The sequence below is a fragment of the Acidipila rosea genome (genome assembly GCF_004339725.1).
Taxonomy (GTDB): Bacteria; Acidobacteriota; Terriglobia; order Terriglobales; family Acidobacteriaceae; genus Acidipila; species Acidipila rosea.
In genome coordinates this window covers 897,677-920,778 of sequence record NZ_SMGK01000001.1, presented here as the reverse complement: position 1 = coordinate 920,778, position 23,102 = coordinate 897,677, and the positions used below count along the sequence as shown (strand labels likewise).

Here is a 23,102-nt window from a genome sequence, read left to right as displayed (position 1 = left end):
ACTTGTTTCCATGGAAACTACTTCGGAGACCACTGCACCCGTCTCGGATCTTGAAACTCATCTGGGGTATTGCCTCCGGCGGGTGTCGAATGCGGTCTCGGGCAATTTTGCCCGGGCGCTGCAGGCCAAGCGGACCTCCGTCGCCGAGTGGGTTTTGCTGCGCCAGCTCTATGACAGGAGGCAGGCAACGCCGGGAGAACTGGCCGACGCCCTGACGATGACTCGCGGAGCGGTCTCCAAGATCCTCGACAAAGTAGAGGCGAAAAGCTGGATCAGGAGGCGGGTCAAGCCCGAGGACAATCGTGTCCAACTGCTTTCGTTGACAGCCGCCGGACGGCGCATTGTTCCTGAGTTGGCGAAGATTGCCGATCGCAACGACGATCAGTTTTTCGCCTGTCTTGACTCCGACGAAAGACAGTCGCTTGGCCGTCTGCTTGGCAAGCTCGCAACCTGTCATCAGATCCGCGATGTCCCGATCGAATGACGCAACTTATGACCAATCCATGCATGGCAAAAGGAGAAGACAGGATGAGCAAGGCAATCGACAATCTGAACACGGCAATGCAGAGAGCGGCAGCGATCCGCCCGAAGGTGGGGGGATTCCCTTATCTTGCCGAGTGCCTGCGACAGGCCGGAGTCTCTCGCAACATCTGGTCGCTCCCGGCTTGCCAAAGCCTGTTCCTGACTGGGCACGGGCCGGTGGTGATGCAAGGAACACCGCTGGTTTCAGGCACTGCGGATGTTCCAGGCTTCGATAGAGAGGCCCTCATCAAGGCTCTGCGAATCGACCAGGCTGGCGAAAGCACCTTTCCTGAATTCCTCGCAGCTACCTGGGGAGCCGGAATCGTTCGCTACGATGTTGATTTCGTCGCGCGCACGGTGACGTATCTGGGCTGCAGCGGCGAGGAATACACCGAAGCCTATCCCGCTGTTCAGATTGAATAGCCCGATGCAGGAGGTGTGCTTGCGCGGAACGAGAGCTCTCCACAAGCGAAGCGTCGCCGAGGCACTTGCTGAAAAATCCGATGAGCCCTGCCGGTCGGCATGGGCCTTTCGATTTCGCCGAGGAGAACATTCACATATCCCATCCGATATTTGCGCGCTTCCGGAGTGGAGTGCTTCGGAATGCTTTCGGCGTGAGGCCCGGGCTTGAGGATTCTGCAGGAGCTGCGTTTCGGCGACATGCGGGCTCACGGGTAATCCGTCGCTGGGAGGAGCTCTTGCGATCCCAGGTCTCAGGATCTAGACCTGAGGTTTAGGCACCCGGCTGCTTTTCTGATTCGGCCGGTTCGATGCTGAATTCTCAATGAGTGCATTGGCCTGATATCACCAACCGAAGACCATGCGGAGAGGGATCGGCGGATCCGGCTGACTTGAAAGGCTTCAATGGTTTCCGAATCAGCGTTCCTGACCCTTCGCAACGCAGAGGGACCTTGGTTCGTTCTTGCTTGCAAGCCCATATATGGCGTTTCGAGCTGCTACTCTAAATCTGGAAGGTTCACAACGGTCAACATGGCGTACTCCACAGATATGAGAGTAGCGGCGCACCGGCACTTCAAGTCGGCACAGGTTCTCTGCGCTGAGAAGGGCGCAGGTCTCCAACCTGGATGTCGGGCTGTAGCGGGTTATCTTTTCGGCCTTTCTGGAGAACTGGCGGTGAAGAAGATCATGAAGGACAGCGGTATGCCGCCATTACCTCCCGAGAGGCGTCGAGATGATCCGTACTTTGCCCATTTCCCAGCGCTAAAGAAGATGCTCTCCATTGCCAGTGGGCGGCGATCAGAAGAATTGCGGAGAATCGCTGAGAATTCTTCGCTTTTTCAGAACTGGGACACGAACATGCGCTACGCCCCCACAAAAGATATCCAGAAGAATGACATTGACGCGTGGGAAGCGTCTGCTAAGGCGTTGGTTGAGAGCATGGAGGCTGAATGAGCGCAGCGATCAGGATTACATTCGATGCGTCGCTGCAAATCTTCGCGTCCGCGATTGCGGCCCACTTGGGCGGTGAAGACCTGAAGCGTGGTCTGATCGTGCGGGACACCAGCGGACGGCTACGTTTCTTAAGCGATACAGTTGCTCCAACAGTGGACAAGCGCGACAAGCTTGAGAAGGACCTCAGCGATGCCTTAGGTCCCTATGCCCGAAGAGATGGAGTGGTGAGCTTCGGCGATGAAGCTGGCACAAGAACTTTATTGGATGATCCTGCTGTTCTTCCAATCACTATCGAATCCTTAGAGTTTCGGCTTCTGGACCGCCGGATCGTTGGATCAGCATGGCTCGATTCGCCGCGTGAAGAAACAGGCAGACCACCGCGTATTGTCTTTGGCAGCCTCAAAGGTGGCGTAGGAAGATCTACAGCCCTCGCTGTTACGGCCGCCGACCTTGCCCGCCGGGGTAAAAATGTGCTTATCGTCGATCTCGACCTTGAGGCTCCAGGTATAGGCGACATGCTGCTTCCTGAGGACCGGCTGCCGGACTTTGGTTCCGTGGATTATCTGGTCGAAAACGGTATAGTCGGAATTTCGGAGGAGTCTCTTCAAACATTCGTAGGTACTAGTCCGTTGACCAGCGCAAGTGGCGGACGTGTCAATGTGCTTCCTGCCTTTGGAAAACAAGCACTGTTATACCCCTACAACACGCTCGCGAAAATCTCTCGGGCGATTCTTGAGGACGTGGCACAGGATGGCTCCTCTACGTCCGTCACCGATCAGATCAACTCTATGATTTCTCGACTATCTCACAAAGAGTCATATGACGTGATCCTCATTGATACGCGGGCTGGACTGTCCGAGATCACCGCTCCTGCGATTCTCGGCCTTGGCGCAACGGTTCTTTTATTTGGAACTGCGCAAACTCAGACCATTCACGGCTATAGCGCTCTGTTCGCGGGTCTGAGACTCCTTGCCCAGCGCGATACGTACGCTGGAAAGCGAGCGGAGTGGCGCCTTCTTTTCAAGGCGGTCTATGCCAAAGCCGGGGGGGACAGACGCGTTGGAACTCGGCATCGTGAAGCTCTATATGATCTTTTTGCAGAGAATCTTTACGATGAAGATAGACCGGAACAAGTCAACTTGGATGCCATAAACTTCGACATCGATGATGAAAATTCTCCTCACTGGCCGCTTATCATCCCGTTTTCCCAGGATTTTGTCGACTTTGATCCAGTCCTCGAGCCTGATCAACTGACAAAGGACTTCTATGAGGCAGCCTACCGGCCCTTCCTCCAGGGGATAGATCGCATATTGGCGATCGAGACGCCCGCTTCTCGCGAGGCTGAAAGCCCGTCATTATGACTCTACCAATCGATCAGCGCTCTATTCGGCAGGCGCTCGGGGATCTTGAGATCGCACCCCAAGTCGCACCCAATGAAACGATCGACATTGATCGTGTCTATTTCCCAAATGGGCATCGCGGCGTGCTCGACACAAAGCGGCAACTCGTGGTTGGCAATCGCGGGATGGGAAAGAGTTTTTGGACTCACGCACTCTTCAACCCAAACGTGCTGAAACATGTTGCAGATGCTTACTCCTTCCCAACGTTATCTCGAACGAAAGTCGTTCTCGGCTTCAATGGATCTGCGAAGCTCAGTCCATCGACGCCATCTATTCATGAGATCCAGCAGGCCTTCGAAAGCGGTGAAAACCCTGAAGTCATTTGGCGAGCGGTTCTGCTTCGCGCGATCAAGTCAGTGCAAACGAGCACTGGAGAGGCGCATCTAGCCGAGGATATTCAACGCCTTAAACTCAACCCCCTCGCTTATGCTAAAGAATTGACAGACGCCGATGAGGCCAACGGTGATTCCTATGTCCTTATCCTTTTCGACGCACTCGATCGACTTTCACAGGATTGGCCCACAATTAGAGCCCTCACTAGGGGCTTGTTGATCACGATCTTGGGTCTGCAATCTTTCCGCTCCGTTCGTGCGAAAGTCTTTATGCGAGTGGATCAGTTTTCCGATAGCGAGTTGTTCCATTTCCCGGATAGTTCAAAGTTGCGGAACGATCACGTCAATCTTGGATGGGAGGCACATGAGCTATACGGCTTATTGCTTTTCGAAATTTCACGTCGAGAGGCTGCTGAACAGACCCTCAAAGATCTTGCAACTCAGTTAGGTGCGTCCTCCGCTCTGCCGATTGCCGGCAAGACTACCGTCGATCCAGGGCAACAGCAAGCGCTCATCTCAGGCATTGCGGGTGAGTTTATGGGAACGAACGCTAAACGTGGTCGCGTCTATTCCTGGGTTCCTTTGCATTTGAGTGATGCCAAGAACAACTGCTCGCCACGGACGTTTCTCACAGCTTGGAAAACGGCTGCTGAACATAATCCCGCTCCACAAACACAAGCCGTGGATCGCCTCGGCTTGAGCGAAGGTGTTCGCCGCGCCTCCAAGGTACGCATGACTGAACTGAGCGAGGATTTTCCTTGGATACCGCTTGCTCTGCGGCCTCTTCGCGGAGAGTTTGTCCCCATGGAACAGTCGCACCTCATCCAACTCTGGAAGCAAGACGAAGTAGTGAAGCAGATTCTCGATAAATCGCAGCAAGATAGATTTTTAGCTCCGATCGGGATGGACCTGAATGGAACGCCAGAAGCGTTACTCAAAACCATGACGAGTGTCGCCGTTATGGAAGAGCGGGCAAATGGGAAGATCAACGTGCCCGACATCTTCCGAGTTGATGCAGGTGTCTTGCGCAAGGGCGGCGTCGCCGTTCCTCGCAAAAACTGATGCGGTAAAAGGGAGTGAATGGCTTCCGCCGTGTTCGGACCCTTCCGGCTGACCCTGAGCTGGGTGGGAGTGGCTTTAGATTCTATGTAGTAAGCCAAATTGTTGATCGTTTAGAGGCAAATGCTCGAGGATGTGTGGCTGGTGAGGTCTAAACGCGCATCTCGTCACTCTTAACTCATCTTCGTATTTGGCAGATCGGTAATTCTTCGCTCGGCTTGCTCGGTGAGTGCATTATCGCCAATGCGCGTTTCAAGAGCGTTAGGGCGCTGGAAACGTGCATTGGCCTGGTGGGCACAACTGGCACTCATCGCCCGTTCCATTGAGCCTCGTTCGATCTACGACGCGCGCCTAAGCGACGAGCTAATCGAGTCAAGACAGAAAATGCGCGAACAGGAACCAAACGAAATCGGCATTCCTCAATAGCCGTTTGTGGGGAACGAGGCGCGAACGAGGGCGACTTCACTGGACGAATGGCATTTCCGATACTCGCTTCCCTCTCACGCACATCTCGAAGAGTCCGTTATCGCCGAGGCACATATTGAGCGTAGATTACTATTCGGAGGTTGGGTGATAGTTGGCACTGCTTATTCAGGTGGCGATGCTTTCTTCGACCAATGGCTAAAGATATTTCGTGGTAGGTGGGGACTACCCTTTTTCCTATCTCAACAAGCTATAGCTACTCTACTTCCTGTTTGGCTTTGTAGCCGTCGCGGGCAATTACGTCGTACTTGAGTGGTTTGTGTTTTTCGTCCTGCATGCGGAGGGGGTGGCCCTCCTGGTCTACCAGTTCTACGCGGATCTTGCGGTAGGTGCCGTCCTGGCGTGAGTTGGTGGGGCGGTAGCTGAGCACGTACTGGTTGCGGATGGACTCGTTGATCTGGTGGAAGATGTCCGGCATCTCGCCCTCAAAGCGGGGGAAGAAGGCCATGCCGCCGGTCATGCGGGCGAAGGTGGACATCTGGTTATCAGCCTGGAGGAAGTCGATCTCGTGGATGGGGCCCATGCGCCCGGCTCCGTCGGCGAGGATGCGCGCGGTCTGGCCGGTGCCGATGGAGAAGATGGTCACGTTGGGAGTGGCCTTGATCTTCTGCAGCACCTTGTCGAGGGTGATCTTGGAAAAAGTATCGCGGCCGGAGGAGATGAGCACCAGATACTTGCGGCCATCGATGCGGGTGAGCCGGTCAAGGGACTGGTAGAGCGCGTCGAAGAGATTGGTCTCCTGCCAGGAGGGGATCTGGAGCGAGTTGAGAGAGTCGTAGACGAGGCGCTTGTCCTGGGTGAAGTCGGTGAGGATCTGCGTGTGCATGTCATAGGTCATGACAGCCACGTAGTCGTCGGGCTTGAGCTGCTGGGCGAAGCTGTAGGCGGCCATCTGCATGTCATTGATGAACCACCAGCTGTTGGCCGCGAACTCCACCAGAAGGAGCGCGGTGATGGGCGCCTGGATGCGGTGGAAGCTGGTGATCTGCTGAGGGATGCCGTCTTCGTAGACGCGGAAGTTTTCCTGCTGCAGGTTGGGGACGAACTGGTGCGTCTTCTCAAGAATGACGCCTACGTCGACGTTGACGACGGGCACGTCAACACGCAGGGAGTAGTTCTGGAGGCCGGGAGGGTTCTTGACCTGGGGCTCGGAGGGCGGCGGCGGGGGCGGCGGAACGTTCTGCTGCTTTTGGGCCTTGCGGGGGATGGCGATGGCGCCATTGTCTCCGGTGGGGCCTCCGTCGGCGGGGCCGCTCTGGTCCTGAGGGTTGGGCGGCGGCGCGGTCTGCTGCTGCTGATCGGGCTTTTGAGCCGGCTTCTGGTCAGGTTTCTGGTCGGGTGGCGGGGCCTGCGGATAGGGCGCCGTCTGAGGATAAGGGGCGGTTTGCGGGTAAGGCGGCGCGGTCTGCGGGTCGGGCTTGGTTTGGGGCTGGGTTTGGGGATAGGGCGCGGTCTGCTGAGCGGCGGCCGAGATGGGCTGGAAGCTGAGAACGGCAGCGCAGGCGAACACGGCGGTGGTCCTGCGAAGGATGGCCGGGAGGGTAGAAACGTGATCGCCTGAAGCTGATTTCATAAATGAGATCATTTTCGGACGCCGGGATGCTTTGCCGCAAGCCCGGGTACGTCTACTCTTATAGACGTAGATGTCCGTATGAAAGCCATATCAAAAATCGCCGCCTGTTTTTCCCTTGCTGTAACGATTCCTGCCACAATGCCGGCGCAGACGCAAATGGCGGCTACGCCGCCGCCTTCGACGGCCGGAGTGTTTCCCGTGTCGGCGATCCATCGCGGGATGCATGGAGTGGCTTACACGGTTTTTGAAGGCACACAGCCGGAGCCGATGGATGTAGAGATCCTGGGGCTGCTGCACAATGCGCTGGGGCCGGGGCAGGACATGATCCTGGCGAGGCTGCATGGTGCGAAGCCGGAGTATACGGGCGTGGTGGCGGGGATGAGCGGCAGCCCGGTGTATATCGACGGGAAGCTGGCGGGCGCGCTGGCGTACCGCATCGGCGAGTTCAGCAAGGAGCCGATCGCGGGGATTACGCCAATCGAGCAGATGCTGCAGGTGCGGGACATGCAGAAGACCGTGCCGATGGAGATGGCGGCGACGAGCACGGGAGCGGAGACGGGGCCGATCCGGCCGATTGAGACGCCGCTGGTCTTTGACGGATTCAGCGCGGCGGCGGTGGAGCTGTGGAACAAGCACACGCCCGGGCTGGGGCTGACGGCGGTGGCAGGGTTGGGCGGAGGCGGCGGAAGCCAACACCAGCCGGAGCCGATCATTCCCGGCTCGGCGGTGAGCGCTCTGCTGGTGCGGGGCGACCTGGAGATTTCAGCAACGTGCACGGCGACCTATGTGGACGCGAAGAAGCTGCTCGCCTGCGGACACCCGATCACGCAGTTTGGGCCGGTTTCGCTGCCTATGACCAAGGCAGAGGTGCTGGCGACGCTTCCCTCCCCTTATAACGCCTTCAAAATCGTGAACACGACGGACACGGTTGGCTCGTTTACCGAAGATCGCCAGACGGCGATTGCGGGACGCTTTGGAGTGGCGGCGCGGATGATTCCGGTGACGCTGCACATCACGGGCGCAGGCACGCCGCGGGAGCTGCACCTGGAGGTGGTGGACCAGCCGCAGATTACACCGTCGGCGGTGATGGTTTCCGTCTTTCAAGGACTGATGGAGAGCAACAACTACACGGCGGAGACCAGCTACCGGGTGCGGAGCACGATCAGCATGGAAGGCTACCAGCCGGTGGCGCTGGACGAGATGGTGGCTCCGACGGAGCTGGGGCCGGCGAATATGATTGCCGCGCTGATGGTGGGGAGCGACTTCTCACGACTGTATGACAATGCCGCGCGGCGGACGCCGATCCGGAGCGTGGATGTGACCATCGAAGCGGTGCCGAAGCGGCTGACGGCGGAGCTTGAAAGCGCGGTGAGCACGACGACGACAATGCATGCGGGCGATACGGTGACGATTGAAGCGACGCTGCGGCCCTATCACGGGGAGGTGCGCAATGTGCGCATCCCGGTGAAGCTGCCGGCAACGCTGCCGGATGGGCCGGTGCGGCTGCTGATCAGCAATGGAGCGGCGCTGGACCGGCTGCTGCAGCCACCGCAGGCAGGAGGACAGCAGCTGGATGTTTCGCAGACGATTGCGCAGCTGAACAGCCAGCATCCGAACGACCGGCTGTATGTGACGCTGCTGGCGCCATCCGCGCAGGCTACGGTGGAGGGACGCACGCTGCCTACGTTGCCGATCTCCATGGCAAATGCACTGGAGCCGCTGAAGCAGAACCATAAGCTGACCCTGAGCGGCGAGTCGGCAGTGCCGCTGGCCTCAGTGGGCGTGGATGCGATGCTGTCAGGGGAACAGGTGCTGAACCTGATGGTGGAGTAGGGCTACTCGCTCCTGACCCCTGCGCAGGGGTCAGGAGCGAGCTTTCCAGGTCTGTCTATAGTTCCAGAGTGGTGTCTTCAATGGCGCGGCGGACATTGCCGTCAGACTTGGCGAGGCGGCGTACAGCCTCAGGCTTGTCGACGTTTGCCTTGAGCATGACCAGTGCGACAGGAACGCTGCGGCCAGCAGACTTGATGGTGCGGACAGCGGTCTCACGATCGACGTCGCAGGCACGCATGAGGATGCCGATGCCGCGCTCGATGAGCTTGGAGTTCTGCATGTGGACGTTGACCATCAGGTTTCCGTACACGTAACCGAGGCGCGTCATGGCGCCGGTGGTGATCATGTTGGTGATGGTCTTCTGTGCGGTTGCAGCCTTCATGCGGGTGGAGCCGGAGATGACCTCGGGACCGACCTCGGCCACGATGGCGATATCAGAGGCGGCGGAGAGCGCCGTGTTCGGATTGCAGGTGATGCAGGCGGTCTTGGCGCCGCGCGCGCGAGCATAGGCCACGGCGGAGACGACATAAGGGGTGCGGCCGCTGGCGGAGAGGCCTATGACCACATCCTTGCGGGTGGGGCGACGGCGCGCGATGTCGCGCTGGCCCAGCTCCTCAGAGTCTTCGTTGACCTCGACAGGCGAGGCGAGAGCCTTGGGGCCGCCAGCCATAATGTACTGAATCTGCTGCGGGGAGTTGGAGAAATAGGGTGGGCACTCGCAGGAGTCAAGAGCTGCGATGCGGCCGCTGGAGCCGGCGCCGATGTAGATGAGGCGTCCGCCATCACGCAGGCTGCGGGCCACGGCATCGATGACCTGAGCAATCTCAGGAAGTGCCTTCTTGACCGCGGTCGCCACCTTGGCGTCTTCATGGTTGATGATGCGTGCGATTTCGAGAGCGGACTTCGTGTCGAAACCTAAGGATGCTTCATTTCCGCTCTCCGTGAGGAGGTCATGAAGGTTTGTGAGTGGCTGCTGGACGGGGCCCGTGTGTCCATTTGTTGAGCGCTGGGCATCGGCTTGCGGAGGTGTCATGGTTGCCATTGTCTTTTTACTCGTCGCGCTGTCTACCACTAGCGATTGTATCGCTTCTGTCAATGGGGCGCATGGCCAATCTTAAGAGGAGTTCATTCACGACAACCCAGACTGTCCAGAAATGAAATGCTACGCGAGGAGCGCGGAGAGAACAGCGTCGTGGAAGCGCGGGCGAAGCTGCTGGATAGCCTTGTTTTCACGCGTGGGCCAGGTGCGATTGGTGAGCAGCACGACGGCAAGATCGCGGTCGCGATCGATCCAGAGGGACGTGCCGGTGTAGCCGAGATGCCCGATGGAGCGCTGACTGAAATGGCTGCCGGAAGAGGAAGGATCGGATGGCGTGTCCCAGCCGAGCGCGCGCGAAGAGCCGGAGGGCGCGGGCTGGCGAGTGGCGAAGTGATCGATGGTCGAGGGCTTGAAGAGCTGGCGGCCGTCAGGCAGCGCACCGTTGCTGAGGATGCAGCGGGCGAAGGTGAGTACATCCTGCACGTTGGAGAAAACTCCGGCGTGACCCGCGCAGCCGCCGAGGGCCCAGCAGTTTTCATCATGAACCTCGCCCTGGATGACTTTTTTACGGAAGACGCGATCGTCTTCTGTAGGCGGGATGAGCGGATGCAGCGCCTCAGTGGGACAGTAGCCGGTGGCGTCGAGGCCGAGGGGCGCGAAGAGCTGGCGGGCGCAGAGGCGCGAGAGAAAGTCGCCGGAAAGCACCTCGATGGCTTTGCCAAGGAGGATGAAGCCGATGTCAGAGTACTCGGCACGCTCGCCGGGCACCGCGGTGAGCGGGAGCTGCAGCGCATCGCGGAGCAGCTCATTGGGCGCATGAGCACGCTCGTAGAGCGGCGCGTAGCCGGGCAGGCCGGAAGAGTGCGCGAGCAGCATGCCGAGGGTCACATCCTTTTTGCCGGTGCCGCCACTGCCGATGACGAAGCCGGGGAGAATATCGCCGAGGCGCGTCTGCAGCTTGAGGATGCCGCGGTCGTAGAGAAGCATGGCGGCGGCGGTGGTGGCGAGCACCTTGGTTACGCTGGCGAGATCGAAGACAGTGTCAGGCTGAACGGGGCGCGAGTCGTCCTGATAGGTGAAGCGGCCGACGGCGCGCTGCAGCACCACCTCCCCACGGTGAAGGACTCCGCAGGCGGCGCCGGGAAAGACGCGCTCCCGAACGGAAGTCTCCAGCAATGCGATGGCGTCGCTGAAGCGGTCCTGTGAATTGGTGGTGATCTCCGTCATGCTCGCTCCTGAAGCAAAGTGTGCTTATATTAGCGAAACAAGTTCTTCAGGGCCAATGGTTCGCGTCCAGTGTGGAGATAATGTTTCGATGAGATTGAGATCGATGGTGGTTGCCTTGCTGCTCTGCACCGGCTGGGGCCGATGCGCGATGGGACAGAATGACGCGGCGCTCGAAGCACAGCTGCAAACGATGACGGCGGGATACCACGGCAAGGTCGCCCTCTTTGCCAAAGATCTCACGACGGGACAGACGGTGGCGCTCAACGCGGATACGCCGGTGCAGACGGCCTCGGTCATCAAGCTGACGGTGCTCTACGATGCGTTGCAGCAGGTGCGGGCGGGACGGGTGCACTTCGACGACAAGATCACACTCACGAAGCAGGACCAGGTGCAGGGGTCGGGAGTGCTGATGTTCTTCGACACTCCCCTGACGCTGACGCTCAAGGATGTGCTGACGATGATGGTGATCGTGAGCGACAACACGGCGACGAACCTTGCGATCGGCCACCTGGGGCTGAAGAATATCGACGATGAGATTGTGGCGCTGGGGCTGAAGAATACGTGGCTCTACAAGAAAGTCTTTGCACCGGCGGAGGGATCAATGCCGGCGGACCAGACGCAGTTCGGGCTGGGCAAGACGACGCCGCGGGAGATGGCGAGCGTGATGCAGCGGTATGTAGACTGCAACCTGAATCCGCCAGGGAGCACGGCGGCGAAGACGGCGGAGGATGAGCAGCTGTGCGGGGCAGCGCTGCACATGTTGAAGAATCAGTTCTATCGCGACAGCATTCCGCGCTACCTGGAGACGATCGACAGCTCAGAGAAAGACTCTGCAATCGCGAACAAGACGGGCGCGCTCGATGCGGTGCGCAACGATGTGGGCGTGGTGTATGCGAAGAGCGGGCCCATCGTGCTTTCGCTCTTCACCTACGACAACAAGGACCAGAGCTGGACCGTGGACAACGAAGGCGAGGTGCTGATGGCGCACCTCGCGAAGACCATTGTCGATAAGTGGGCGGCCAAGTAAACGGTCAGGCGTTCTCGACTTTCCAATAGACGCTGTAGCGCTCGTCCATGATGGTGTAGAGAGGAACGGCGCGGGTATTGTCGGCGCTGACGAATTCAAGGTGAGGCGAAGAGGTTCGCTTGAGCCACGGGGACCGGCCGGCGGCCCTCGCCGTGGGCGGCTCGTAGTCCTTCTGCCCCTTGGCGAAGGGACCTAAGTCTCCGTAGATCATTTCGCGGGTGAGGCCGTCTCGGCCCATCTGCGCGGCAAGCACGAGCGGACCATACATGGCAGCCTGCAAGGCGGGATTATCCGGCAGAGGCGCGGTGTGCAGGGACATGGGCATGGCGATCTCTACCTTGTCGCCATCGTGCCAGGTGCGGTCGAGCGTGAGATAGGTGCCGGGCTCGGCAGCGATGTGCTGGAGCTTGCCATTGATCTTAACCGTGGCGCCCTGGGTGGCCCAGTAAGGTACACGAATGTGCAGCGGGAATGCGGATGGGGAGGTAGTTCGCAAGGTGAGAGTAGTTCCCTCTTCAACAGGAAAGGCGGTCTGCTGCATGACGCGGAGATTCTTCTGCGGCCAGTTCAGTTCAGAAGGAATGAAGAGATTGACGTAGAGGGCGTGGTCGTCATGCCAGTAGATCGAATCGTTGAGCTTGGAGTACTCTTCGACGCCGGTGCCGGTGCAGCACCAGAAAGATTTATCGGGCGTGCCGAAGGTCTTCCAGTAGCCGGGCTTGAGGGAGACATAGTACATGAGCATGCCGCTGGGGTCCTGTGTGCCGAGGCGTACGTTGTAGAGCAGTCGCTCGTAGTAATCCATGACATGCGGATCGGCAGTCCAGCCGTAGATGTGACGGGAGAGCTTGAGCATGTTGTAGCTGCAGCAGCACTCCTCGGCAGACTTGCCTAACTCGGTAGAGAGCTTGCCGGGCGCCTGCCAGAACTCATGGTTGCTGGTGCCGCCGGTGGCGTAGGCGTGCTGCGAAGTGACTCGCTGCCAGAAGTAGGTGGCGATGGTGTGGTCGCGGTCCTCGGCGGTGAGTTCATAGCCGCGGGCTACGCCGATGATCTTGGGGATATTGGTGTTGGCGTGGTTGCCGGCGAGATCGTCCTGCTGCTGTGCGAGCGGGTCGAGGATCTTCTTGTGTTCAAAGCGGCGCGCGAGGGCGAGATATTTCGGGTTGCCGGTGAGCGCGTAGAGATTGAAGAGAGACTCGCACATGCCGCCCTGCTCGACCAGCTTGATGCGTTCGAACTGCTCATCGGTGAGAGGCGCGACCCAGCTGGCTGCCCAGTCGGACATCTTCTCCGCGGTGGCGAGGGCCTGCCGGTTGCCGCAGTGCACATACATATCGAGATGGCCGGCGAGGATCTTGTGGTAGGTGTAAAAGGGCGCCCAGACCTTCTGATAGTTGCGCAGGCGATCGTAAAAGTTTTCAGGATAGGCGCCGAGGTAGCCGTTGGCCTTCTGACACTTCGCGAGCTCGGCTACGAGTTCATTGCCCTTGGCGCGGATGGCTTCATCGCCGGCGCTGGCATACATGAGAGCGCAGGCAGAGAGATAATGGCCGCCGGCGAAGTGGCCGCGCAGCTCGCCATCGGGCGCCTCCCATCCGCCGAGCGGCGCTGCCGTGGAGGGCAGGCCTGCGGTGAGGCGAAACATGTGCAGCAGGCGGTCGTTGGGGAGCTGGTTGAGGTAGGCGAGGTTGATCTGTTGGGCGCGCAACATGAGTCCGTCGCGGAGGCGCACCTGCTGCATGGGAAAGGGCTGGACGCGCCAGGAAACCTTTTCACGACCACCCGCGATGTTGCTTGCGGGGCTGTCTACGACTGCATCCTGCGCGACGAGAAGCGGACGAGGAAGCAGGGCTACGGAGGCGGCGGCCAGCGAGGAAGAAAGGAAGTGACGGCGGTTGAGCATGGCTTTCTTTTTACTCCTGTCGGGGAGAGCGTGGCGAATGGCGGCCGCGCTGCAGATGTACGATCTTAAAACTTTGACGTAGACATTTTTAAAACTTTCCGTTGAACTTAGCTATTCCAATTTTTCCTGATTTTACTGCTCTTCGATGGGTTCGCGGAGCCGGATGGAGGAGCATGCTCGCAAGGAATTTATCCAAGGTGACCTGTGGCGGGGTTGTGCTGCTGTTCGCGAGTCTGCCGATGCAAGGGCAGACGCAGCAGACACGCAAGGCGAAGCTGGATGCGGCAATCAACGCGGAGTGGCAATACGAGCTGCGCACGTATCCCGAGATGGCGACGTATGTTGGGGATACGCGCTACAACGATCGGCTGAGCGACTACTCGCCCGAGGCTTACGCGAGAGAAGAACGGCATGCGGAGCACGCGCTGCAGCTCTTCAAAGCTCTCGACGTGACGGGATTGAGCGAGCAGGAGCAGCTGAACAAGGCGCTGATGGTGCGGCAGCTCAGCGAAGAGGTGGAAGAGGCGAGGTTCAAGGACTGGGAGATGCCGGTGAACCAGATGAACGGCGTCCACCTGGATTACGCAGCCCTTGCATCGCAGATGCCGTTCAGGACGGTGAAGGACTACGAGAACTACCTTGCGCGGCTGCAGCAGTTGCCGCGCGCCTTTGACCAGGTGACGGCGGACATGAGGCTGGGCATGCGGGACGGACTGATGCCGCCGAAGTACCTGCTGGAAAAGGTGGCGGCCGAGGCGCAGGAGATCGCGCAAAAGAAGGGCGTGGAAAGCCCCTTCGCAGCGCCGGTGGTGAAGTTCCCGGCAGGGATCTCCGCAACGGAGCAGGCGCGACTCAAGGGCGCGATCGTGAAGGCGGTGGAGGAAGATGCCGCGCCCGCGTATGCGAAATTTGCCGCCTTTGTACGCACGGAGTATGCGCCGCACGGGCGCACGGAATATGGCGTGTGGTCGCTGCCGGACGGGGCGGCGCGGTATCGCTTCGACGTACGGCAGATGACGACGACGGAGCTCGCCCCGGATGAGATCCACCGGATGGGACTGGCGCAGGTGACGGAGATCGAAGCGCAGATGGTGGCGCTGGCGCGGAGCCAGGGGTACAGCGATCTGAAGTCGTTCAACGAACACATCCGCAAGGACCCGGCGCTCTATGGGAAGTCCGGGGCGCAGGTGCTGGGGCTCTACCAACACTACGTGGATCAGATGAGCGGCAAACTGCCGCAGCTCTTTGGGCGGCTGCCGAAGAACAAGCTGGAAGTGGTGCCGATGGATGCGTTTCGCGCGCCGGATGCGGTGCCCGCGGACTACTCGCCGGGCGCGGGAAACAGGCCGGGGCGAGTCAATGTGAATGAGTATGATCCGACGCATCGGCTGCTGCTGAATGTGGAGGCGATTGCGTATCACGAGGGGATTCCGGGGCATCACCTGCAGTTCTCGATTGCGCAGGAGATACCGGGGCTGCCGCCGTTTCGGCGCTTCGGGAACTACAACGCCTACTCGGAGGGATGGGCGTTCTATGCGGAAAGACTGGGCAAGGAAGTGGGCTTCTACCAGGACCCCTACAGCGAATATGGGCGGCTCGAAAACGAGATGTGGCGCTCGGTGAGGCTGGTAGTGGACACGGGGGTGCACTACGATCACTGGTCCCGGGCGCAGATGATCCAGTTCTTCCGCGACCATACGGCGATGGATGAACAGAATATCGAGACAGAAGTCGACCGATACATTGCGTGGCCGGGGCAGGCGCTGGCCTACAAACTGGGACAGATGAAGATACTGGAGCTGCGGGAACGGGCACGGCAGCAACTGGGGGCGCGCTTTGACCTGCGAAGCTTCCATGACGCGGTGCTGGCGCAGGGGCCGCTGCCGCTCGATGTGCTGGAGAAGACGATCGACCAGTGGATCGCCGAGCAGAAGGCGGCGGGAGGAGCGACGAGGTAAGACCACTGCGCGACAAACAGCGCAAATTCCTTTAGAGTTCTCGGTGGAAAATTTTTCCTGGAGATGGCCACATGGGAACACCTCGCAGAGAGTTTATGAAGCTGGCCGGAATGGGCCTGACGGCTACGGCTGCTACGGGCGCCACCGGCGTTGCCTTTGCCAAAGCACCGGCGAGGGCCGCGAAGACTGCGGGCGGCATCTATGACGTGCGGGATTTCGGAGCGACGGGCGATGGTACGACCATTGACTCGCCGGCGATCAACAAGGCCATTGACGCGGCAGCAGCAGCAGGCGGCGGGACGGTGCGCTTCCCTGCCGGGACCTATGCGAGCTTCTCCTTGCGGCTGAAGAGCAAGGTGGCGCTCTACCTGGACCAGGGGGCGACGCTGCTGGCGGCAGAGGTGCCGACGAGCGGCACAGAGGGCTATGATGCGGCTGAGTCGAATGCGCCATGGGAAAACTACCAGGACTATGGGCACAACCACTGGCACAACAGCCTGATCTGGGGCGAGGGGCTGCATGATGTTTCGATCATGGGGCCGGGGCTGATCTGGGGCAAGGGGCTGAGCCGCGGATGGGCTACGGAGCAGCCGCTGGCGGAGACGCCGCGCAACGGCAACAAGTCAATTGCGCTGAAGAACTGCCGCAACGTGATCCTGCGGGATTTCTCGATACTGAAGGGCGGCCACTTCGGGATTCTGGCGACGGGCGTGGATAATCTAACGATCGACAACCTGAAGATCGATACCAACCGGGATGGCATGGACATTGACTGCTGCCGGAATGTGCGCGTCTCAAACTGCAGCGTGAACTCGCCGTGGGACGACGGCATCTGCCCGAAGAGCTCCTATGCGCTGGGGTATGCGCGGGCCACGGAAAACGTGACGATCACGAACTGCTATGTGACGGGGACGTATGAGCTGGGCACAATGCTGGATGGAACCTGGAAGAAGTTTGCGGCGGACGCGCGGGTGCCGCATACGGGACGAATCAAGTTCGGAACGGAGTCGAATGGCGGCTTCAAGAACATTACGGTTTCAAACTGCGTCTTCGACGGTTGCAACGGCATTGCGCTCGAGAGCGAAGATGGGGCGCTGCTGGAAGATGTGACCTTCATCGGAATCACGATGCGCGATGTGACGACGGCGCCGATCTTTCTGCGGCTGGGGACGCGGATGCGCGGGCCTGCGGGCGCGGCGGTGGGGACGCTGCAGCGTGTGGTGCTGAGCGATATCGTGAGCTACAACTGCGCGTCAAAGGATTGCGCGATCATCAGCGGAGTGCCGGGGCACGAGATTGCGAGCATCAAGCTGAACAACATCTACCTGCACCACCAGGGCGGCGGCACGGAAGAGATGGCGGCGCTGCACCCGCCGGAGAACGAGACGAAGTATCCGGACCCGGGGATGTTTGGAGCGATGCCGGCGCAGGGATTCTATGTTCGGCATGTGAAGGACATCGAGTTCACGAACGTCGAGATCGCGAATGAAAAGGCAGATGCGCGGCCGGGGTTTGTGCTGGAAGATGTGCAGGGCGCTGACTTCTTTCGCATCAAACTGCCGCGGAATGACACGGGCGCGGCATTTGTGCTGAAGGACGTGACGGATTTTCGCGTATCGGGCAGCAGAGGCATCAAGGATGCCGCGATCGAAAAGGCTAACGAGACGATCAGGCGCTAGATCGGAGCGCTAGATCGGGGCCTGCTGCTGTTCCTCTTCCTTCCCTGCGGCGCGTCCGCGCCAGAGCAAACACGTAAATCTTCCCACCAAAAAAGTGCCGCTTTGAGACGAGCTCAAAGCGGCATGGGAGGTTGTTGCTTTTTGTACTGCTATTTCCAGTGACTCATTGGCCAACTAGAAGCTGATACGTCCGGTGATCTGGACATTCCTTGGATTCGTTATCGTTCCTGTGGGAACGCCGAAGAGGAAGTCGTTGGGGTTGCCGTCAGGCGTGGAGAAGGCATGACGGTTCAAGGCGTTGAGAAGTTCGAACTTCAACTGGAACACAATATTCTGGTGAATCGGAGTGTTCTTGATGATACTGATGTCTTCGTTGAAGTAGCCGGGGATCCTGACCTGACTGATACGCGGGGTGTCGCCGAGCTTGTAAGCGCCGGTGCCACGGTAGGACGTCAGGTTGTGATCGATGAAGGCCGGCGTAGCCAGACCGTGGGTGTAGGCATACGCCCCGTTGTCAACAGCGCCGTTGAAGAGGCTGTTCACATTAGGATCGGTGCCATTGGCGATGTTGAAGGGGTTGAGTTTCTTCCAGCCCTGCCGGTAAACCGCGCTCTTGACGTGCGTATTCGGAACACTGTCATACCGGATTGCCTGCTGCCAACCGGGGATGCCGCTGGCGCAGCAGAAGGCCATCGGTTCGCCGGACTGGTAACGCTGGACTGCGCCGATTTCCCAGCCGCCCACAGCATACTTGCCGACGAAGCCGTGATTGAGGAAGGGCTTGCCTTCTCCAAAGGGCAGATCGTAGGTGTAACTGAGGACGAGCGTCTGGGGTATGTCCTGAACGCTGATGGACTTCTCCTGGTGCAGATTGTCAGGATTCTGTACCTGGGGACCGCCGGGGTTGGTGTTGGGGAGAGCGCTTTCCGCATCGGTGAGGGTCTTAGCCCAGGTGTAAGAGACCTGGAGGCTGAGGCCCTGCGAGAAGCGGCGCTGCAGGCTGGCGGTAAGCGCGTCGAAGGACGAGTGACCGGGATTCTGCAGGCAGCAGCCAGAGTCGATGAAGTCATACTGCGGGAAAGGACGGAGGGCCTGCTGGACCTGAACGCCATTGCCCCACAGGTTGAAGTAGCCGGGGAACGGAGTGGCTACGCCATCCGAGTTGCCCTGGAGCTGATCGGTGAGCTTGTTGCCCAGTGCGATGTCCTGCAGCGGGATGTTGTTGATGTTCTGCACATTGGCCTGCAGGTTCTGGGCACGGTTGCCAATGTAGCCGATGGTCATGATGAGGTCGCTGGCCAGTTGCTGCTGCACCTGCGCCGTCCAGTCATACACGGCGGCAGGGCGGCCTGCGCGACGCTCGATGTAAGAACCGGGCACATACGATCCGTTGTAGTAGCCGGGGTCGAGGTTGGGCGGCTGCGCAAAGGCAGGGTAGCCGCTGTCGATGGAGAAGGACGGGTCGAAGCCGTTCTTGGAGGGGAAGTTCGGATTCGCCTTGTAACCGGTGTTCATGGAGCCGCCGAAGTCGTCATACTGCAGCGGACCATAGAAGATGCCGGCGCCACCGCGGAATACGGTCTTGCCCTGAAGGCTGGACGGGGCATAGGCAAAGCCGACGCGAGGAGCTACGTCCTTGTACCAGGTGTCAGCCCATGCGGTGTTGCAGTGCTGGCAGGTGGTGCCGAAGACGAGGGCTCCGGGAACGCCGTACTCGGGATCGATTGCGGTGCGGCTGAAGTTGGAGGTGAAGTTGTTGGCCTCGTGCCGGGGCATATCAAGGCTGTAGTTGATACCCAGGTTGAGGGTCAGGTCCTTGGTGACCTTCCAGTCATCCTGAGCGAAGCCGGACCAGTACCAGGAGATCCAGCGGGACTGATGCGGGATGATGTTCTGGCTGCCGTTGGTGGCAAGGCCGAGAAGTTCGCTGGCCAGACCGTTACCGGTCTGCGAGGCAAGAGTCGGATCCGCAGCCGTCTGGCCGCCGCCGAAGTTGATTGACGGAGAGTTGTTGTTGATCGGCGAGTACTGCTGGTAGCGCAGGTCAAGACCGAACATGAAGCTGTGAGCGCCCTTTTCCCAGGCAACACTTTCATTCAACCGCAGGCCGTTGTCGATGTTGTCACCGTTGTTCGGCATGCCTTCCTGAGCAGTGAATCCATTGGTGACGACAGGAAAGTTGTTGCTGACAGCATTCGCGACGCCAAGCTTCTGGAACCAGTTGGTGCCGGTAAGCGCGGCCTGAGCGAAGTTGATGCTGTTGCTGCGGTTGCTGCCGAAGATGAAGTGATTGAGGACGTGAGGGGTGAGCGAGTAATCCCAGCCGACACGGAAGAAGTGGGTCTCGAAGTCCTGCTTCCAGGTGTTGGGATCGATGGGATCGGGAAGGATCGGCGTGCCGCTGATGCGGTTGTTGTCACGCGTATTGTAAGAACCCCAGATGGAGTTCCGGTCGCTCAGATGAGCGTCGATGCGGACCGTGTAGGTCGTGTTGGTGATGGGAATGGTGCTGTTGAAGTTGAAGTTGTTGAAGACCTGATCGTTGGTCGGCTTGGGGAAATAGTTCAGGATCGCCTGCGAGACGGGAGAAAATCCGCCGGGGATCTTGTTGCCGGGATAGGCCGTGCGGCAGGGTACGCCGTTGACGACACGGGTGCTCGAAGGATCGAAGATCTGGCCCTGGTAGACGGTGGAGCCATCGCAGGGATTGGTTCCAACCGGCTTGTTGGTCTGGAAAATGGCCGGGTTGGAGAAGTCGCCGCTCAGCTCCTGCGGAGTGGGGACAGTGGTGACGGTGGAGGCGCCGAGATGATAGGCGAGCTGCTCCCAGGCGAAGAAGAAGAAGAGCTTGTCACGGCCGTCATAGACCTTGGGAATCCAGACCGGACCACCGAAGCTCCCGCCGAAGTCATTCTTCTGGTCAACCGGGGTTGCATAGGTGGACCGGCAGGATGGGGTATTGTTAGCGCCGGTGCAGAACTCTGCGCGGTAGCCGTTGTTGAACCAGGTGTTGGCGTCGAGGTCCTGGTTGCGGAAGATGTCGTACGCGGTGCCGTGGAAGTTGTTAGTGCCGCTCTTAGTGACGAAGTTCTCGATGCCGCCGGTGGTGCGGTTGTACTCGGCGGTGGGCAGGGCGGTGGTGACTTTGAACTCCTGCAGGGCTTCAACGGAGGGTGCTTCTTCGTCGAAGGAGGAGCCGTTTTCACTGCGCTGCTGGCTGACGCCGTCGATGAGGACTTCATTGCCGAAGGTCTGGCCACCGGCGATCCTGGAGAAGAAGATGCCGTTGTTGCTGTTGGCCGTTCCGGGACCGGTCGCGCCGGGCAGCAGGAAGACGAAGGCCTCAGGCGAACGGAGCGCGCCTACGCCGCCGAGGGCGAGAGGCAGCTCGGTGATCTGCTTGTCGGAGATAACGCCGCCCATGTCAGAGGATTCCGTCTGCAGGGTAGGAGCGTCCGCATTGACGTTGACAGTGGTGGTTTCGCCGCCAGCCTGGAGAGTGACGTTCTGACCGGTGGTGCTCTGAATCTGAACGGTAACTCCCGTAAGCTGCGCTGTGCTGAAGCCGGGCGCGGTTACGGTGAGGTCATAGGAGCCGAGAGGCAGCTCAGGAAAGCGGTAGGAGCCTGCCGAGGTGGAGGTTGTCTTGTTGACAGAGCCGGTCTTCTCGTTCTTGACCTGAACGGAAGCGTTGGGAATGACTGCGCCGGAGCTGTCGGTAACAGTGCCGGTCATCGAGCCGTAAACGGACTGGGCTCGACTGGGACTGGTTATGAGGAGCAGAAACAGGCATGCCGACAACGCACGCCATCCCACTCTCCTGATTGCACTCATGTTGCCTCCTGAAGAAATACGTTGAAACAAGGAACCGCTCCATTCCGGGCTTCCGGATCTGGGTCCGGAAGCATTCCGTCTGCAGTTCCCAAGGACAATACCTGCAGCGGACCGCTTGTAAAGCAGAGCCATCGGTAAACGTATCACCAATGATTAACCCCTAGCAATGCCTTACGATATGAGAGCTATCCGCTGCGCGCAGTTAAAGCACTTTCAAGCAAGTAAACGTAACCTGAAGCCAGAGGGAAATCCATGAGCTACCCTGCGGCTCGAATTTGTGACAGACAGCATCTGGCTCATGTTTTTGCAAACGATTACAGACTTTTCCCGACCTAAAAAAGCTTGGGAGAATCACCCCGAAAGAGGCAGCTACAGCTGGACGGAGACGGGAAAAGCTTCCTCATTCCAGCGGGCTCATTCCAACGGGCTAATTCCAACGGCCTAATTGATATCAGCCGGAAAGCACAACTAGAAATCGACCGTTCGGCTCATTACTTTCGTAATAAGCCTGTCGGAGCTCAGCTGAGGAACGAAATCGCGGCACGGGGAGAAGCGGCGCATGCGGCCGGGACGGTCCGGCGTGTACAATCCGATGGCATGTTTACCCTAAAAACAGGAATATTGCTCAGCGGCGCGGCGCTGCTGGGCTGCTGCGGGACCGCGCTGGGCTACCAGGTGCAGGCGTCGCAGGCGCAGCTGCAATCGCTCTTTGCGCAGGCAGGAGCGGCGATGCAGAGCGGCCATCCGGAGCTGGCGGAGAAGTATCTGAAGCAGGCGACGGTGGTGGCTCCCGACCTGCCGCAGGCGTTCCTCGACCTGGGGATGACGCAGCTCAAAGAGGGGAAGCTGGCGGAGGCGAAGGCCTCGATCGAGAAGTCGCTGCAGATCGATCCGACGCTGGCGGGCGCTCACCTGTTCATGGGCATTGCGAACTACCAGACCAACCATATTCCGGAGGCGATTCACGACCTGGAACTGGAGGCGACGGCGAACCCGGACAACGCCGAGGCGGAGATGTGGCTGGGGATTGTGGAGCTGAAGTCCGGCCATCCGGAGAAGGCGACGGGGCCGCTGGATCGCGCGGCGGAGCTGGCTCCGAAGGATGTGAATGTGCTGGATTATCGTGGGCAGGCGCATATGCAGGTGGCGAAAGACAGCTATGCGCAGATGTATCACCTGGACCCTGGCTCGTGGCGAGTGCACCGGCTGAATGCGCAGATTGCGGCGCAGGCGGAGCAGCACAAGAACGCGATTGACGAGTACCTGGCGGCGATCAAGATCGCGCCGGGCGAGGCCGATCTCTACGAGGGGCTGGGCGAGGAATATCGCAAGACGGGAGCGGTGGACCTGGCGGAGAATGCGTTTGCCGAGCAACTGAAGCTGACGCCGGGCAATCCGGTGGCGATGTATGACCTGGGCAGCGTACGCGTGGATCGCGGCGAAGAGGAGAAGGGCGTGCCGCTGCTGGAGCAGGTGGTGAAGCTCTATGGAGCGCCGACGGTGGCCGATTACTACCTGGCGCGGGGACTGGCGTCGGAGGGTAAGAATGCCGAGGCGATTGCCGAGTTCAAGCGCGCGTGCGAGGTGCAGGGCGAGGTGCAGAGGCGTGCGTGGTATGAGCTGGCGCAGATCTACCGAAAGGCAGGTCAGACGGCAGAGGCGCACCAGGCGCTGCTGAAGTATCAGCAACTGCGGCAGGAAGCGGATAAGGCAAGCGCGAAACAGGTGGCGGACTGGCGCAAGCTGAATGAGGCGAATTCGCATGCCGGGGTGGCGCCGGAATAGGGCGTAGATCTAAGGCAGAGTGGAGCGCTTCC

The 23,102-nt window shown here is 59.6% G+C and carries 15 protein-coding genes; 10 read left to right on the top strand and 5 right to left on the bottom strand.

The genetic code is table 11. The annotated features are described in order from the left end of the window. Positions 1-10: 10 nt before the first annotated feature. From C7378_RS03830 to C7378_RS03810, 5 genes are all read left to right on the top strand, one after another. Entirely contained in the window at positions 11-484 is a 474-nt protein-coding gene (locus C7378_RS03830) for a MarR family winged helix-turn-helix transcriptional regulator (RefSeq protein ID WP_131991910.1), read from the top strand. A 44-nt stretch (positions 485-528) separates the two neighbouring features. Next, positions 529-945 (top strand): DUF1398 domain-containing protein, encoded by a 417-nt coding sequence (locus tag C7378_RS03825; protein ID WP_131991907.1) that lies wholly within the window; start codon positions 529-531, stop codon positions 943-945. Positions 946-1,656: 711 nt separating this feature from the next. After that, positions 1,657-1,935, top strand: a complete 279-nt coding sequence (locus C7378_RS03820; protein WP_131991904.1) for a hypothetical protein — start codon at positions 1,657-1,659, stop codon at positions 1,933-1,935. Continuing rightward, complete coding sequence (locus C7378_RS03815; RefSeq protein ID WP_131991901.1) at positions 1,932-3,296, top strand: KGGVGR-motif variant AAA ATPase; 1,365 nt, start codon at positions 1,932-1,934, stop codon at positions 3,294-3,296. Before C7378_RS03820 ends, C7378_RS03815 begins: the two co-directional genes overlap by 4 nt. Continuing rightward, the gene (locus tag C7378_RS03810; protein ID WP_131991898.1) at positions 3,293-4,729 is read left to right on the top strand and encodes a hypothetical protein; all 1,437 of its coding nucleotides are present in this window, start codon (positions 3,293-3,295) and stop codon (positions 4,727-4,729) included. The genes C7378_RS03815 and C7378_RS03810 overlap by 4 nt, the downstream gene beginning before the upstream one ends. Positions 4,730-5,405: 676 nt before the next feature. Here the strand turns inward: C7378_RS03810 and C7378_RS03805 are convergent. Continuing rightward, complete coding sequence (locus C7378_RS03805) at positions 5,406-6,782, bottom strand: VWA domain-containing protein (protein ID WP_165876630.1); 1,377 nt, start codon at positions 6,780-6,782, stop codon at positions 5,406-5,408. A gap of 78 nt (positions 6,783-6,860) precedes the next feature. Here C7378_RS03805 and C7378_RS03800 point away from each other — a divergent pair, with 78 nt between their 5' ends. Further along, a complete protein-coding gene (locus C7378_RS03800; protein ID WP_131991892.1) occupies positions 6,861-8,615 on the top strand; it encodes a SpoIVB peptidase S55 domain-containing protein in 1,755 nt (584 codons plus the stop codon). 55 nt (positions 8,616-8,670) lie between these two features. Here the strand turns inward: C7378_RS03800 and murQ are convergent, their stop codons facing one another. After that, positions 8,671-9,657: an N-acetylmuramic acid 6-phosphate etherase gene (gene murQ / locus C7378_RS03795; protein WP_131991889.1), complete on the bottom strand. Its 987-nt coding sequence runs from the start codon at positions 9,655-9,657 to the stop codon at positions 8,671-8,673. 120 nt (positions 9,658-9,777) lie between these two features. Beyond that, positions 9,778-10,881 (bottom strand): serine hydrolase domain-containing protein, encoded by a 1,104-nt coding sequence (locus C7378_RS03790; protein WP_131991886.1) that lies wholly within the window; start codon positions 10,879-10,881, stop codon positions 9,778-9,780. Between the two features lie 88 nt (positions 10,882-10,969). On the opposite strand from C7378_RS03790, the gene C7378_RS03785 reads away from it, so the two are divergent. After that, positions 10,970-11,908, top strand: a complete 939-nt coding sequence (locus C7378_RS03785; protein ID WP_243648047.1) for a serine hydrolase — start codon at positions 10,970-10,972, stop codon at positions 11,906-11,908. A 4-nt stretch (positions 11,909-11,912) separates the two neighbouring features. On the opposite strand, the gene C7378_RS03780 is transcribed toward C7378_RS03785, so the two are convergent. Continuing rightward, on the bottom strand, positions 11,913-13,814 hold the full coding sequence (locus C7378_RS03780; protein ID WP_131991883.1) for a glycoside hydrolase family 127 protein: 1,902 nt from the start codon (positions 13,812-13,814) through the stop codon (positions 11,913-11,915). 173 nt (positions 13,815-13,987) lie between these two features. Between C7378_RS03780 and C7378_RS03775 the strand changes: the two genes are divergently transcribed. Beyond that, complete coding sequence (locus tag C7378_RS03775; protein WP_131991880.1) at positions 13,988-15,772, top strand: DUF885 domain-containing protein; 1,785 nt, start codon at positions 13,988-13,990, stop codon at positions 15,770-15,772. A gap of 95 nt (positions 15,773-15,867) precedes the next feature. Beyond that, a complete protein-coding gene (locus C7378_RS03770) occupies positions 15,868-17,451 on the top strand; it encodes a rhamnogalacturonidase (RefSeq protein WP_243648046.1) in 1,584 nt (527 codons plus the stop codon). A 174-nt stretch (positions 17,452-17,625) separates the two neighbouring features. Here C7378_RS03770 and C7378_RS03765 read toward each other — a convergent pair whose 3' ends face one another. Further along, positions 17,626-21,285 (bottom strand): TonB-dependent receptor, encoded by a 3,660-nt coding sequence (locus tag C7378_RS03765; RefSeq protein WP_165876629.1) that lies wholly within the window; start codon positions 21,283-21,285, stop codon positions 17,626-17,628. A gap of 597 nt (positions 21,286-21,882) precedes the next feature. Here C7378_RS03765 and C7378_RS03760 point away from each other — a divergent pair. Further along, positions 21,883-23,070, top strand: coding sequence for a tetratricopeptide repeat protein (locus tag C7378_RS03760; protein WP_131991871.1), 1,188 nt, complete (start codon positions 21,883-21,885; stop codon positions 23,068-23,070). The last annotated feature ends 32 nt before the right edge of the window (positions 23,071-23,102 follow it).